Genomic DNA, 14,402 nt, shown 5'->3' with positions numbered 1-14,402 from the left:
GCGAGCATGCTCGCGATGAACGCCCAGACAACACGGGCATCCAGACGCCCCGCGTCATCGTTAACGACCATCGCGAGCATGCTCGCTCCTACAGAGGTATGTGGTGGTCAGGATTGGGGCGGGCATAAAAAAACGGGCCTTGGGGACCCGTTGGAAAGTTGGCCCGACGTCTGTGCCGGACCTGAAAAGCGATCAAACTGTGGGAGCGAGCCTGCTCGCGAAGGCGGTGTATCAGGCAACACAGATGTTGAATGTGCCGGCCTCTTCGCGAGCAACCTCGCTCCCACGGGGGTGATGCGGTGTTCACGCCTTTGGCGTCAACTTTCAACCCTTGCGGAAGTGCGGAATCACCTTCTCGCCAATGTTCTTCAAGGTCTCCAGCTGCGCCCACTGCGGCACGGTGCCCATCTGGCAGATGAACAGGATTTCATCGGCGCCGGCATCGATCAGGCGCTGCACGTAGCCGATGCAATCCTCGACGGTGCCGTAGGCGTGGTTCGGGTTCATCATGGCCATGGTCGGGTCGGAGAAGTCGACGCTGACTTCTTCGGACGCGAAGCGCGACTTGATCACGCTCTGGCCGTTGCCATCGACGAAGGTGTCGTCCTTCCACTTCTCCGGATCCGGACGCTCGCCGCCGCCGTACCAGTAGCCCAGGGATTCCATGAAGTAACGCTGGCCACGGATACCGATGCGGCGCGCTTCTGCGTTGTCGTCCAGCACGATGGCCGGGCACAGTGCGGCGATGTGACGGTTAGGGCGGAAACCGACCTGCTTTTTCTCATCGCGATTGTCGAACGCCTGGTGGTACACCTCGACCTTCTTGGCGATTTCTTCCGGGCCACCGAAGCCCAGCACCAGAGCACCCATGCCGCGACCGCCGGCATTTTTCAGCGACTCGGTGTTGGTGCACGCCAGGTACATCGGCGGGTGCGGGTCCTGGTAAGGCTTTGGATGGATCGGGCGCTTGGGGATCTGCACGAAGTCGCCGTTGTGCTCGATTTCGTCCTGCACGAACATCTTCGGGATCAGGTACATCATCTCGTCGATCTGCGGCTGCAAGGTCGCCAGGTCGTAGCCGAAAGTACCGGCTTCCTGCTGGGTGCCGCCCTTGCCCACGCCAAAGTGCACACGGCCCTTGGACAACAGGTCGAGGGTGGCGACGCGCTCGGCGACCTTGACCGGGTGGTTCATCGCCGGAGGCAGGCAGACCACGCCGTGGCCGATGCCGATGCGCTCGGTTTTACCGGCCACGAAAGCCAGCATGGTTTCCGGCGCGGACATGTGCGAGTAGTTGCTCAGCGCGGTGTGTTCCACGCACCAGAAAGTGTCGAAGCCGAGCTTGTCGGCGAGCACGGCCTGTTCGACGGTGTCCTGGAAAATCTTGCGGTCGCCTTCGCGGCTGGAATCCACCGTCTGGGCTTCGTAAATCAGGGAGAATTTCATGGTTGATCCTTGTGCTTATTTGGATGCGCAGTCGGCGCCGTAGACCTTCGCCTTACCCTCAATGCTCGTGCATCGACGGGGCGCTCGAATCACGCAAACGGACTAGCTGATTCAGGCGAAATCGTCAGAGGAAGAAATCGCTGCTGTCCTGCCCCATGCTCACGCCGCCGAGGTTCCAGGCGTACTTGGCCGGGCTGTTGGCGACGTGGGCGCGACCGGTGTGGATGTCGCGGAATGCACGGTTGATCGGATGGCTGCGGAAGATCGTCGAGGCGCCGCTGTTGAACATCAGCTCACCCGCGGCCCTGGCGCACTTGTCAGCCACCAGCGCCGAGTCGTAACGCATCTTCACCCGCTCGGGCATGCTCAACGGCTCGCCTTTTTGCGCGCGCTCCAACATCAGGGCGAAGTTGCGATGCAGCACGGTCTTGCACTCATCGACGCAAACCATGGCATTGGCCAGTGCCGATTGCGCAGCCGGGTCCTGGACCATCTTGCGACCGTCATTGACCCCGACCCGGGCACGGTTGTGCTCGACAAACTGATCCACCGCGCCTTGCAGGGCACCGATGGCGGACGACGAAACGGCACGCACGAAAATCTGCCCGAACGGCAAACGGAACAACGGTGCGGTGTTCACCGCGTTGCCCGGACTGTTCTGCATGAAACCGTCGAGCGCGCGATGGGTGCGGTACTCGGGAACGAAGGCGTTTTCCACCAGAATGTCGTGGGAGCCGGTGGCTTCCAGGCCCATGACGTTCCAGTTGTCGAGAATCCGGTAGTCGCTGCGCGGCACCAGGAACGTCCGATAATCCGGCGCCCCACCCGCCTCTGCAGGCGGCACCAGCGCACCGAGGAACGCCCAGTCGCAATGCTTGCTGCCGGAGGAAAAGCCCCAGCGCCCGCTCAACTTGAAACCACCGTCGACCCGCTCGACCTTGCCCACCGGCATATAGGAAGAGGAGATCAACACGCTGGAGTCGCTGCCCCAGACATCCTGGGCCGCGCGGTCATCGAACAGCGCCAATTGCCAATTGTGGATCGCCACCACCCCCAACACCCAGGCCGAGGACATGCAGCCCTCGGCCAGGGTCATCTGTACGTCGAAGAAATCCCTGGGCTCCAGCTCATAGCCTTCCCAACGGGACGGTTGCAGGATGCGAAAGAACCCGGCGTCGTGGAAATCCTTCAGGGTTTCTTCAGGCAACTGGCCGGCCTGCGCGGCGTTCAGGGCACGCTCACGCAGGATCGGCACCAACTCACGGGCACGTTGGCTCAGACGCTGGCGAATCAGGTCTTGATTGAGCATTTTTATTGTTCTCCTTTGTTCACCCCATCCGCCGGGGCGCGCGTGCAGCAGGGCGGGTGTAGCGCCCCTACACTGGCATTCAAACAATGCGCAAAGCGGCGGGCATCCCTCAAACGGACCATGTGGGGTTGGGGAACAGGGGTGTATCTGAAAGGGATGTGTTGTAGGAGCGAGCATGCTCGCGAAGAACGCCAGGACAACGCGGGCATTCAGGCAGTACGCGTTTTCGTTGACGTCCATCGCGAGCATGCTCGCTCCTACAGAAAAGGCCGCCAAGGCCGCCAAGCCTAGTCCCCTCGGACGATGCCCCGGACCAGAGCCAGCGCAAGAATCCATCGCACTCCCCCAACCAACAAAAAGGCCCAGTGCGATGAACGACGCCAACCTCAAAGCCGACATGCTCCAGGCCATGCGCCGCCTGGCCAAGTCCGTCACCATTATCAGCACCAGCAACGGCTCCGAACGCTTCGCCATGGCCGCCACGGCCGTCGACTCCCTGAGCACCGAGCCGCCGTCGCTGCTGATCTGCGTCAACAAGACCGCCTCGCCCCACGCAGCCCTGGCGACCGGCGCCGACTTCTGCGTGAACATCCTGGGCGTTGAACAACAAGACCTCGCAAACCTGTGCAGCGGTGCAATCAAGGGTGAAGCACGCTTCGACCGCGGCAACTGGCAGACCAGCCCCGGCGGCATCCCTTACCTGGGCGACGCACAATCGGCGATCCTCTGCCGCCAGGACGGCCACTTCAGCTACGGCACCCACACCGTGTTCATCGGTCGCATCCTGCAGATCCACACCACTGAAGCCATCACCCCGCTGGTGTACCTCGACGGCAGCTACACCACCACCGCCAAACCAGCACCCTCCTTAGCGGCCGCAGGCTGAACTGAACATGGACAGCCTGAACCGGTTGACGGCGTTGCGAGTGAACAGCGCCGACCAGTTGCCCTGGGATGACCGCTGCGATTTGCTGATCGTCGGGTTTGGCGGGGCCGGCGCCTGTGCCGCCATCGAAGCCAGCACTCGCGGCCTGTCAGTGCTCGCCCTGGATCGCTTCGAAGGCGGCGGCGCCACGGCGCTCAGCGGTGGCGTGGTCTATGCCGGCGGCGGTACGCCGTATCAGCGTCAGGCGGGTCATGAAGACACCAGCGATGCCATGTTCAATTATCTGCGTCAGGAAGTCGGCGAGGCCGTCAGCCACGAGACATTGCGGGCGTTCTGCGAAGGCAGCCGAGAACAACTGGCCTGGCTGGAGCGACAGGGCGCCGCCTTCGAAGCCAGCGTGCCGCCGCATAAAACCTCGTACCCGAGTGACCAGTACTACCTCTATTACTCCGGCAACGAAGCCGTACCGGCCTATGCCACCCACGCCAAACCGGCACCTCGCGGCCATCGCACCAAAGGCCCGGGCATGTCCGGCGCGAGCCTGTTCGCCCCGCTCAAGGCCAGTGCCCTGCGTCACGGTGCTCGTCTGCGTAGCCAGTGCGAAGTGCGGCGGCTGGTGCTCGACCTCGACGACAGGGTCATCGGCGTCGAAGCCTGGCAACTGCCCCCCGGTAGCCGCGCCGCCAGACAACATGCGCGCCTGTCACGCTGGGCCGCCGCCATTCATATGTACGCACCGGCGTTGGCCGACCGCTTGCGTGTCCGTCAGCGGCGCATCGAACAGACCGGCGCCATTCGGCAATTGATTCGCGCCGAACAGGCGGTGCTGTTGAGCAGCGGCGGATTTATCTTCAATCGCGATCTGGTGCGCCAGCACGCGCCGCAGTACCTGGCCGGCCTGCCACTGGGTGCCACCGGATGCAACGGCAGCGGCATCGCCCTGGGCCAGAGTGCCGGCGGCAGCGTGGCACGGATGGACAAGGTCAGCGCCTGGCGCTTCATCAACCCGCCTTTGGCCTGGGCGCGCGGGTTGATCGTCAATGCCCGTGGTCAACGTTACGCCAACGAAGAGGTCTACGGCGCGACCCTCGGCCACGCCATGGTCGAAGAGCAGGACGGTCGCGCCATCCTGATACTCAATCGCGCGCTGGTAGGCGAAGCGTTGCGTCAGGTCGGTCCGGGCAAGGTGTGGAATTTCCAGCGCCTGCCGGTGCTGCTCAACCTGGTGTTCAACGCTAAACGAAGCACCAGCCTGGCCGGGTTGGCCAAGCGCTGCAATCTGCCGCCGGAACTGCTGCGCCAGAGTGTCGAACGCTATAGCCGCGCGGCACGAGGCGAGGTTGCCGACGAGTTCGGCAAGTCTGCGGCGATGCTGACCGATCTCGATCAGGGACCGTGGTACGCCCTCGACCTGTCCTTCACCAGCCGCCTGTTTCCCTGCCCGGTCATCACCTTGGGCGGGCTGAAGGTCTGCGAGGCCAGTGGCCGGGTGCTGGACCACGCCGGCCAGCCAATAAACGGTCTCTACAGCGCCGGCCGCAATGCGGTCGGGGTCGCTTCCAACCTGTATGTCTCCGGCCTGTCCCTGGCCGATTGCATTTATTCCGGCCGCCGGGCTGCTGCCCACGTGGCTGACCAATTCGCACTTCAAACCGCACGATCAGGAGAACAACAATGCAACGTGTAGAAGGCAAAGTTTGCATCATCACCGGCGCCGCCAGCGGCATCGGTCGCGAAGACGCCCTGCTGCTGGCCCGCGAAGGCGCCAAGGTGGTATTGACCGACCTCAATGAGGAAGCCGGTCGCCAGGCCGCTGCGGAAATCGGTGCCAACGCGCTGTTCATCCGCCACGACATCGCCAGCGAAAGCGACTGGCAACACGTGATCAAAACCACTGTCGAACACTTCGGCCGCCTCGATGTACTGGTCAACAACGCCGCGATCCTGGCCCTGGGCAGCATCGAAGACACCACGTTGGAGCTGTGGCAGAAGGTGCAGAAGATCAACGGCGAAGGCTATTTCCTGGGCTGCAAGTACGCGATCCAGGCCATGAAGGAAACGGGTGGCGGCTCGATCATCAACATGTCGTCGGTCGCTGCGTTGGGCGCCATGCCGATGTTCTGCGCTTACTCGGCGTCCAAAGGCGCGGTGGCGGCGATGACCCGTTCCATCGCCTTGCACTGCAAGCAGCAGGGCTACCGCATCCGCTGCAACAGCGTGCACCCCGATGGCGTGAATACACCGATGACCCAGGCCCTGGCCGGTGGTCAGCCAATTCCGCAGGAAGCCCTCGATCAGGATCCGATGAACCGTATGGCCGCACCCCGGGACATTGCCAACGTGGTGCTGTTCCTGGCCACCGACGAGTCGCGATTCGTCAACGGCGCCGAGATCCGCGTCGACAACGCCCAACTGATCAGCGGGCTCTGAGGTCGAGGTGAATATGGGCACGCAACAACAGAACCTGACCCCCGCTGAATCGACGACGGGAAGTGTCTCATTGCAAGTGTGCGCGGTGATCGACGAGACCGCTGACGCGCGCTCGCTGGTGCTGGACGTACCGCCAAACCTGCGTGAGCGCTTTCGCTACAAACCGGGCCAGTTCCTGAGTTTTCGCGTGCCCTTCGCCGGCAAACTGTTGACCCGCTGCTATTCCATGGCCAGCTCGCCCCTCGCGGATGCGCTGCCCAAGGTCACGGTAAAACGGGTCGACGGTGGCCGGGTGTCGAACTGGATGAACGAAGTCCGGGTCGGCGACTGGCTGGAGGTTCTGCCACCGGCCGGGCTTTTCTGCCTGGACCCGCAGGCGGACACCGAAAGGCCCCTGGTCTTGTTCGGTGGCGGCTCGGGCATCACCCCGGTGTTCTCCATTCTCAAGTCGGTGCTGCACAGCAGCCGGCGGCCGATCAAATTGATCTACGCCAACCGCGATGAAGCGTCGGTGATTTTCAAGGACGAGCTGTGTCGGTTGATCAAGGCGCATCCTGATCAACTGCACGCGGTGCACGTCCTCGATTCGGTGCAGGGGTTCCTGACGGACCATCAGGTCCGTCATCTGCTGCGCGGATCGGCCGGCGGCGACTACTTCATCTGTGGACCCGGCCCGTTCATGGACACTGTGGAGCGTACGCTGTTGGCGCTGGGTGAAGCGGCCGAGCGGATTCATGTCGAACGTTTCGTCTCACCGCCTGACCCCGACGAACTGTTGGCCGAGGAGGCCCTCGCCCGCGAGGCAGCGATGGGGTCGCAGTGCGAAGCGCTGATCGTCGAACTCGACGGCCAGCAACACGAAATCGCCTGCCAGCCGGGTGACACCCTGCTGCAAAGTTGCAAGGCTGCCGGCCTGGACGTGCCGTCATCCTGTGAAGAAGGTTTCTGCGGGGCCTGCATGTGCGTGGTCAAGGAAGGCGAGGTCCAGTTGGCGCGCAACGACGTGTTGACGCCAAAGGAACTGGCCGACGGCTGGACACTGGCCTGCCAGAGCCGCCCGACCGGGGCCCGTGTGCGCCTGAAATTCCCCGACTGAAGATACGCATTCCCCTGTAGGAGCGAGCATGCTCGCGATGGTCGTCAACGATAACGCGGGGCGCCTGGATGCCCGTGTCGTCCGGGCGTCCATCGCGAGCATGCTCGCTCCTACAGCACTAGTCTCAATGGACGATCATGTCTGCCCGGTCTGCGGTTAGACTCGGCCACAGCATTAGCCCACAACAATAAAGAGGTGCAGTTATGGCTCGTTTGCAGAATAAGGTCGCGGTAGTCACTGGCGGCGCTTCGGGGATCGGTCTGGCCTGCGCGCGCCGTTTCGCGGCCGAAGGCGCGCAAGTGGTCGCACTGGACATCGGCAGCGCACCTGCGGACTTCCCCGGCCTGTTCATGACCCTCGACGTGCGTGACGAAGCGCAGGTACAGCAGGTCATGCAGGAAGTCATCAGCCGCTTCGGTCGCATCGATGTGCTGGTCAACGCCGCCGGCGTCGCCGATCAGGGCAGCGTGACCCAGACCACCACCGCCAATTGGCAACGGGTGATGGACATCAACCTGACCGGCAGCATGCTCACCAGCAAATACGCGCTGGCATCGATGGTCGAGCAGCGCAGTGGTTCGATCATCAACGTCGGTTCGATCTTCGGCCTGCAAGGCTGCGATGGCAACGTCGCCTACAACGTGTCCAAGGGTGGCATCAACCAGCTGACCCGCTCGATGGCCATCGACTTCGGCTACGCCAACGTTCGCGTCAACGGCCTGTGCCCGGGCCTGATCGAAACGCCGATGACCAGCATGGTCCGTGACAACGACGCGTTCCACGCGTTTTTCGCCTCGCAGCACATGCTCAACCGTTCCGGGCAACCAGACGAAGTAGCCAACGTCGCGCTGTTCCTGGCCTCGGACGAAGCGTCCTTTGTCAGCGGCCAGATGATCGCCGTGGACGGTGGTTTCTCCGCCGGCCGTCGTTTCGCCCCGCCCGCCCAGTAATTCTCGATCCGGCCGGGCGCCCTGCCCGGCCTACTCCCTTTTTCGTACTTGTCTTCTAACCGGGGAGGCCCCATGCCGCCTGTCGCCACCGCATCGACCATTGCTCAACTGTTCGCCAACGCCGCCCAGGCCTACGGCGACCGCCCGGCCATCGAGGACGCGGGCCACACCATCAGCTACCGACAACTGGACCAATTGCGCCGCCAGGCTGCCCGCGCACTCCTGGCCCTCGACGTACAGGTCGGCGACCGCGTGGCGATCTGGGCGCCGAACGTGTGGGAATGGATCGTCGCCGCCGGCGCCCTGCAAAGTGTCGGCGCGGCCCTGGTGCCGCTCAACACCCGGATGAAGGGCGCAGAGGCCGGCTACATCCTGCGCGAGAGCGGCACCTGCGTGCTGTTTGCCATCGGCGAATTCCTCGGCGCGGACTACCCCGCCATGTTGACCTCGGAAGACCTGCCTGAGCTGCGCCACATTGTCAGTGTGCGCGGCGCCAATGCGGGCACCCTGGCGTGGGAGCGGTTCATGGATCTGGCGGCCGACGTGCCGCACCTGGCCTTGCGCACCCGAGAGCAAAGCGTTGGCCCGCAGGCCTTGTCCGACGTGCTGTTTACCTCCGGCACCACTGGCAAACCCAAAGGCGTGATGACCAGCCACGGCCAGAACCTGCGCATCGTGCGCGACTGGAGCGATATCGTCGGTCTGCGCGAGAGCGATCGCTACCTGATCGTCAATCCGTTCTTCCATTCCTTCGGCTACAAGGCCGGCTGGCTTGCGGCGCTGATGCGTGGCTGCACCATCCTGCCGCAGCAGGTGTTCGACGTGCAGGCCGTGCTCGAATGCGTGCAGCGCGAACGCATCACCGTATTGCCCGGGCCACCGACGTTGTATCAGTCGTTGCTGGCCCATCCACAACGCAACGAATTCGACCTGAGCGCCTTGCGCGTGGCGGTGACCGGGGCGGCGGCGATTCCGGTGGAGATGATCCACCGCATGCGCGACGAACTGGGCTTCGCCACCATCGTCACAGCGTATGGCCTGACGGAAGTCTGCGGTTTCGCCACGATCTGCCGCTCCGGCGACTCGGCGGAACTGGTTGCCAATACCAGCGGCCGGGCGATGCCGGGGGTGGAAGTGCGTTGTGTCGGCAACAGCGGTCGCAGCCAATCGGCCAACATCCCCGGTGAGGTGCAGATTCGCGGCTACAACCTGATGCAGGGTTATCTCAACGACCCCGAAGCCAGCCAGGAAATACTCGACGCCGACGGCTGGCTGCACACCGGCGACATCGGCATGCTCGATGAACAGGGTTACCTGCGCATCACCGACCGCCTCAAGGACATGTTCATCACCGGCGGCTTCAATGTGTACCCGGCGGAGATCGAACAGTACCTGCTGACCTATCCGGGTGTGGCCCAGGCAGCAGTGATCGGTATTCCCGATGAGCGTCTTGGCGAGGTAGCGATGGCGTTTCTACTGCCTGCCCCCGGGATGGAAATCGAAAAGGCCCGATTCCTCGCCTGGTGCCGTGAACAGATGGCCAACTACAAGGTGCCGCGCCGCGTGCAGGTGCTGCAGAAGATGCCGATCAACGCGGCGGGCAAAGTGACCAAGAATGTATTGCGCGAGTGGGCGCTGCAGCCCGCAGATTAAACACAACCCCCTGTAGGAGCGAGCATGCTCGCGATTGCGGTAGAACATTCAACATCACTGTTGTCTGATCTGGCCCAATCGCGAGCATGCTCGCTCCTACAGGGGTCGGGGTGTACTCGGATTTCCCGCCCGACACAGTTTTTTGTGTATGCCCGGACGAATCAGACCACCCGCGCCGGATGCTGTTGGCGCGGGTCGCCGAGCATGGCGCGGTGGGACGGTGGCTGGCGGCCTTCGGCTTCGCTGATGCCGTAGCCAGGGGCGATTTCGGCGGTGATCAGGGTCTGCCCGGACAACGCCATCAACTGCGGATCATTGAGCAATGCGTGAATCACCCGCCCGTTGAATTGCGGGGTTTCGGCGTGAGCCAGGAACGCCTGGTACTGCTCGCCATGTTGCTCGCCGGCAATCTTCGTGCGTTCGGTCAGCTGCGGGCCGAGCCACAGCGACAACGCCGCCACGCCCTGCCCTTCGAAATCGATCGCCATGTCGGCCGCCAGCTTGTCGACCCCGGCCTTTTGCGCACCGTACGCCGGGCCGTGCATGTAACAGCCGGCACCGAACGACGAAGTGAAGCAAATCAGGCCTTGAGCACTTTTCAGCAACAGCGGCGCTGCGTAGTAACTGGCGATGTAGGCCGAGCGCAGACCGACGTCAAGAATGCGCACCAGTTCCAGCGGCTTGGCCCAGAACGGTCCCGGCTCGATCAATTGGTCATGGATGAACGCAGCGTTGTTCACCAGCAGATCCAGATACCCGCATTCCTCTTCGACCTGCGCAAACAGTGCCTGGACTTGCGCGTCATCGGCGTGATCACAGACCACCGCGATACCGCGCCCTCCGGCGGCGGTGATCGCGGCAGCGGTGTCCTGCAACGAACCGTTCAAGGCATGGCCGTACAGGTTCGACCCGCCCTGGGCCGGGGCACGACCGGTGACATACACCGTCATGCCCGCCGCCCCAAGGGCCAGGGCAATGCCCCGGCCCACTCCGCGACTGGCGCCAGTGACGACAGCGACTTGTTGACGTGGCTGATTCATTCAACACTCCCGAACAAGGTTTTCGCCGAAGCGGTTTCGCTCTGGCGCTTGATGTGATTGGCGGCCAGGTAGCCGAAGGTCATGGCCGGACCAATGGTCGAACCGGCACCCGGATAGGTGCGGCCCATCATCGAGGCGGCGCTGTTGCCGATGGCATACAGGCCGTTGATCGGTTGCCCGTCCTCGTGCAGTACGCGGGCGTGCACGTCGGTCAGCAGACCACCCTTGGTACCGATGTCCCCGGCGTCGATACGCACCGCGTAGAACGGTCCTTTGCGCAACGGCGCCAGGCAAGGATTGGGCTGCACGTTCGGGTCGCCGTAGTAGCGGTCGAACAACGAGTCGCCCTTGTGGAAATCCTCGTCGACGCCCTGCTCGGCCATGCCGTTGAAGCGTTGCACGGTGCGGACCAGCCCGGCGCCGTCGACGCCGATCTTCGTCGCCAGTTCTTCCAGGCTCGACGCCTTGTGGAAGTAGTCGCGAAGATGCTCGGGCAATTGCCAATCGCGCTGGGCATATCCCGGCAGCAAGGCACCGCACGGGTATTTGCGGCGGAACTCGGCGTCGAACACCATCCAGCACGGCACGCTCGCGGCGCCTTCGCGGTTGTTGGCGTACATCGCGTAAACGATGTCGGTATAGGGTGCGGCCTCATTGACGAAACGCTCGCCCGCGGCGTTGACCATCACGCAGCCCGGCAGGGTGCGTTCGACAAACAACGCACGTTGCTTTTCTTCGCCCTTGACGCAAGTGGTCGGCGCCCACCAGCTGTGTTCCATCAACGCGGTCCGCGCGCCGATGGCCTGGCCGGCGCGAATGCCGTCGCCGGTATTGTTCGGCGGCGTGGCGCTCCAGGTCGCCTGGGACGGTTGCGGCAGGTACTGCTCGCGCATCGCCTGGTTACGCTCGAAACCACCGGCGGCGATGATCACGCCATGGCGCGCCTTGACGTTGAGCACCTGGCCGTTGCGATTGACCCGTGCCCCGCCGACCCGGTCGCCGACCAGCACCAGCTCTTCGAACGCACAGTTGAGCCACAGCGACTTGCCGCGATCCTGCAACGAACAGCGCAAGGCACCGATCAAGGCATTGCCCAGGGTCAGGAAACGGTCTCGACGGGACAGACGCCGGCCCTCGCGATCACGCCAGTAGCGCCACATCACCCGCAGGGTCAGGCGCAACCAGCCGGGACCACGACACAACAGCACCTGCGCCTCTTTCATGGTCATCGCCATGCGCCCCATCATCAGGGTGCCCGGGGACGGAGGGCGCATGCGCAAAAATTCTTCGCCCAGTTCGGCGGCATCGAAGGGTTGCGGATCCATCGAGCGATAGCCCGGTTTGCCGCCTTCGACTTCCGGGTAGTAATCGGCATAGCGAGGCTGGGCCTCGAAGCGCACCCGGGTGTGTTTCTCCAGATATTCGACCATCTCCCGACCGTGCTCGACGTAGGCTTCGATACGCCCATCGTCGATTTCGCCATGGGTCACCGCACGGATGTAGGCAATCGCTTCGGCCGCCGAATCACTGCCACCCAGCGCCTTGATCCGGTGGTTGTCGGGAATCCAGATGCCGCCGCCGGACACCGCCGAAGTGCCGCCATATTCGCCGCTTTTCTCGATCAGCAGCGCGTTCAGCCCCAGGTCATGGGCACGCAGCGCAGCGGTCATGCCCCCGGCTCCCGAGCCAATCACCAACACATCACAGCACTCGTCCCATTTGATCCCGGCAGCGTTCATGCGATCACCCTTGTTCAGCGCCCATCAGGCAGAAACCGCCACCGCCGGATCTTCGCCCGGTGCAGTCGGTCTCGGGATTGTTCGCCGCGCGCGCCGGGTGTTCATCGTCCGATAAGACTAAGGCCGGGACTGCGTCCTCCCGTACAAATCGCTTAGTCCGCTTGGACGATGTTGCGCGCAAGTCGTGACTCCATAGTCGCCCACAGCACCAACAATCCCCTGAAATGCAGGTCAGGCAGGTCTGACCTGGGCCATGAGGACGACATGATAAAAACAATAATCGCCCCACCAACACAGCACACTCGCGTACAGCTTGTTCTATTGATGCTGGCTGGCGGACTAAGCGCTCAAGTCAACGCCATGAGCTTCCAGCCAAGCGAAGACTTGAGCATCGACTGGGACACCACACTGACCTACAGCCTCGCCTGGCGGACCGAGTCTCGCGATCACAAGTTGACCGCCAATGCCAACGCCAACGACGGCGACAACGCATTCGACAAAGGCAGCCTGATCAACAACCGCAGCGGCTTTCTCACCGAAGCCAACATCAAGTGGCAAGACGACTACGGCGTGTTCGTCCGGGCGACCGGCTTCTACGACAACGTTTACGATCAGGACAACGACAACACCACCGGCACCTCGAACTGCTTCGCCGGTGGCCATTGCAGCCAGCCTGACCGTTTTCCCCAGGACACCATCGACCAGCATCGCAATGAATTGCGCATGCTCGATTACTACGCCTATGGCACCTGGGACGTGAGCGGCCACGCCCTTAACGCGCGCCTGGGTAACCAGGTGGTGAGCTGGGGTGAGAGCCTGTTCTATCCGGGTATTTCCGCGGCCCAGAGCCCGGTGGACGCGACCAAGGCGACCACCCCGGGCGTCGAGGTCAAGGAAATCCTGCTGCCGGTCGGCCAACTGTTCACCCAGTTCGCCCTGACCGAAAGCCTGGGTGTCCAGGCCTACTACCAATACAAGTGGGAAAAGACCGAGCTGTTCGGCGTGGGTAGCTACTTCTCCACCACCGACTTCATCGATGAGGGCGGCTTCAACGACGCCTCCGGTTTCGTCACCCGCCTCAAGGATGACAAGCCGAGCGACAGCGGCCAGTACGGTCTGGCCTTTACCTACGCCGCCGAGTCGTTGAACAACACCGAGTTCGGTATCTACTACTCGCGTTACCACGACAAGACTCCGTCGCTGGACTTCGCCTCGACCCTGGGCCGTTACCAAGTGCGCTACTTCGACAACATCGACCTGTTCGGCGCGAGTTTCGCCACCGTGCTGGGCGACGTCAGCTGGGCCGGTGAAGTCAGCTACCGCGACGGTACGCCCGTGATGGTCGACAACGGTTTCTCCAGCCCCGTGCGTGGCAAGACCGTGCAGGCGCAAACGTCGATGATCTACGTGCTCGGCCCGACCTCCTTCGCCGACAACACCACCCTGACCGGCGAACTGGTCTACAACACCGTGGTCAGCAACGACAAGTCGCAGCCGGTCACCCTGGCGCCAGGCTTCGCGCTGCCGGGCACCGACAGCCTGGTCTACGACCGCGATGCCTGGGGCTACACGGTGCAGGCGAACTTTGACTACAACGACGTGTTCAGCGGTTGGGACATGTCGGTGCCTGTCACCTTCAGCGCCGCCGCCAACGGCGACAGCTCAATGGTCGGCTCGATCAACGCCGGCCAGAACGATAACCGCGCCAGCATCGGCAGCTCGTGGCGCTACCTGGGCAACTTCACCGTCGAGGCCCGCTACAACGCCTACCTCGGCAACGCCAACAACAGCCCGTTGGCCGACCGCGACAACGTCGCGCTCAACTTCAAGTACCGGTTCTGATTCCCCGATCG

The 14,402-nt window shown here is 63.2% G+C and carries 11 protein-coding genes; 7 read left to right on the top strand and 4 right to left on the bottom strand.

The genetic code is table 11. The features are described 5' to 3' along the window. Positions 1-324 precede the first annotated feature (324 nt). Together CAG47_RS16165 and CAG47_RS16160 are read right to left on the bottom strand one after the other, a co-directional pair. Positions 325-1,446: an LLM class flavin-dependent oxidoreductase gene (locus CAG47_RS16165; RefSeq protein ID WP_085725860.1), complete on the bottom strand. Its 1,122-nt coding sequence runs from the start codon at positions 1,444-1,446 to the stop codon at positions 325-327. 124 nt (positions 1,447-1,570) lie between these two features. Continuing rightward, positions 1,571-2,755 (bottom strand): flavin-dependent monooxygenase, encoded by a 1,185-nt coding sequence (locus CAG47_RS16160; RefSeq protein ID WP_085725859.1) that lies wholly within the window; start codon positions 2,753-2,755, stop codon positions 1,571-1,573. Positions 2,756-3,125: 370 nt separating this feature from the next. Here CAG47_RS16160 and CAG47_RS16155 point away from each other — a divergent pair, with 370 nt between their 5' ends. The 6 genes from CAG47_RS16155 (at position 3,126) to CAG47_RS16130 (ending at position 9,770) form a co-directional block, all read left to right on the top strand. After that, complete coding sequence (locus CAG47_RS16155) at positions 3,126-3,641, top strand: flavin reductase family protein (protein WP_085725858.1); 516 nt, start codon at positions 3,126-3,128, stop codon at positions 3,639-3,641. A gap of 7 nt (positions 3,642-3,648) precedes the next feature. After that, positions 3,649-5,328, top strand: a complete 1,680-nt coding sequence (locus tag CAG47_RS16150; protein ID WP_085725857.1) for an FAD-binding protein — start codon at positions 3,649-3,651, stop codon at positions 5,326-5,328. Continuing rightward, positions 5,316-6,071, top strand: coding sequence for a glucose 1-dehydrogenase (locus tag CAG47_RS16145; protein ID WP_085725856.1), 756 nt, complete (start codon positions 5,316-5,318; stop codon positions 6,069-6,071). The genes CAG47_RS16150 and CAG47_RS16145 overlap by 13 nt, the downstream gene beginning before the upstream one ends. A 13-nt stretch (positions 6,072-6,084) precedes the next feature. Further along, positions 6,085-7,167, top strand: a complete 1,083-nt coding sequence (locus CAG47_RS16140) for a ferredoxin--NADP reductase (protein WP_085725855.1) — start codon at positions 6,085-6,087, stop codon at positions 7,165-7,167. Positions 7,168-7,370: 203 nt separating this feature from the next. Further along, positions 7,371-8,117 (top strand): SDR family NAD(P)-dependent oxidoreductase, encoded by a 747-nt coding sequence (locus CAG47_RS16135; protein ID WP_085725854.1) that lies wholly within the window; start codon positions 7,371-7,373, stop codon positions 8,115-8,117. Between the two features lie 72 nt (positions 8,118-8,189). Next, positions 8,190-9,770, top strand: coding sequence for a FadD3 family acyl-CoA ligase (locus CAG47_RS16130; protein WP_085725853.1), 1,581 nt, complete (start codon positions 8,190-8,192; stop codon positions 9,768-9,770). 161 nt (positions 9,771-9,931) lie between these two features. On the opposite strand, the gene CAG47_RS16125 is transcribed toward CAG47_RS16130, so the two are convergent. Beyond that, positions 9,932-10,810 carry an SDR family NAD(P)-dependent oxidoreductase gene (locus tag CAG47_RS16125; protein ID WP_085725852.1) on the bottom strand — a complete coding sequence of 293 codons (879 nt, stop codon included), beginning with the start codon at positions 10,808-10,810 and terminating at the stop codon, positions 9,932-9,934. After that, entirely contained in the window at positions 10,807-12,549 is a 1,743-nt protein-coding gene (locus tag CAG47_RS16120) for an FAD-binding protein (protein WP_085725851.1), read from the bottom strand. The genes CAG47_RS16125 and CAG47_RS16120 overlap by 4 nt, the downstream gene beginning before the upstream one ends. A gap of 264 nt (positions 12,550-12,813) precedes the next feature. Here CAG47_RS16120 and CAG47_RS16115 point away from each other — a divergent pair, with 264 nt between their 5' ends. Then, complete coding sequence (locus tag CAG47_RS16115; protein WP_085725850.1) at positions 12,814-14,391, top strand: DUF1302 domain-containing protein; 1,578 nt, start codon at positions 12,814-12,816, stop codon at positions 14,389-14,391. Positions 14,392-14,402 lie beyond the last annotated feature (11 nt).

Source organism: Pseudomonas sp. R37(2017) (assembly GCF_002113375.1).
Lineage (GTDB): Bacteria > Pseudomonadota > Gammaproteobacteria > Pseudomonadales > Pseudomonadaceae > Aquipseudomonas.
This window is presented reverse-complemented; position numbering and strand designations above follow the sequence as displayed.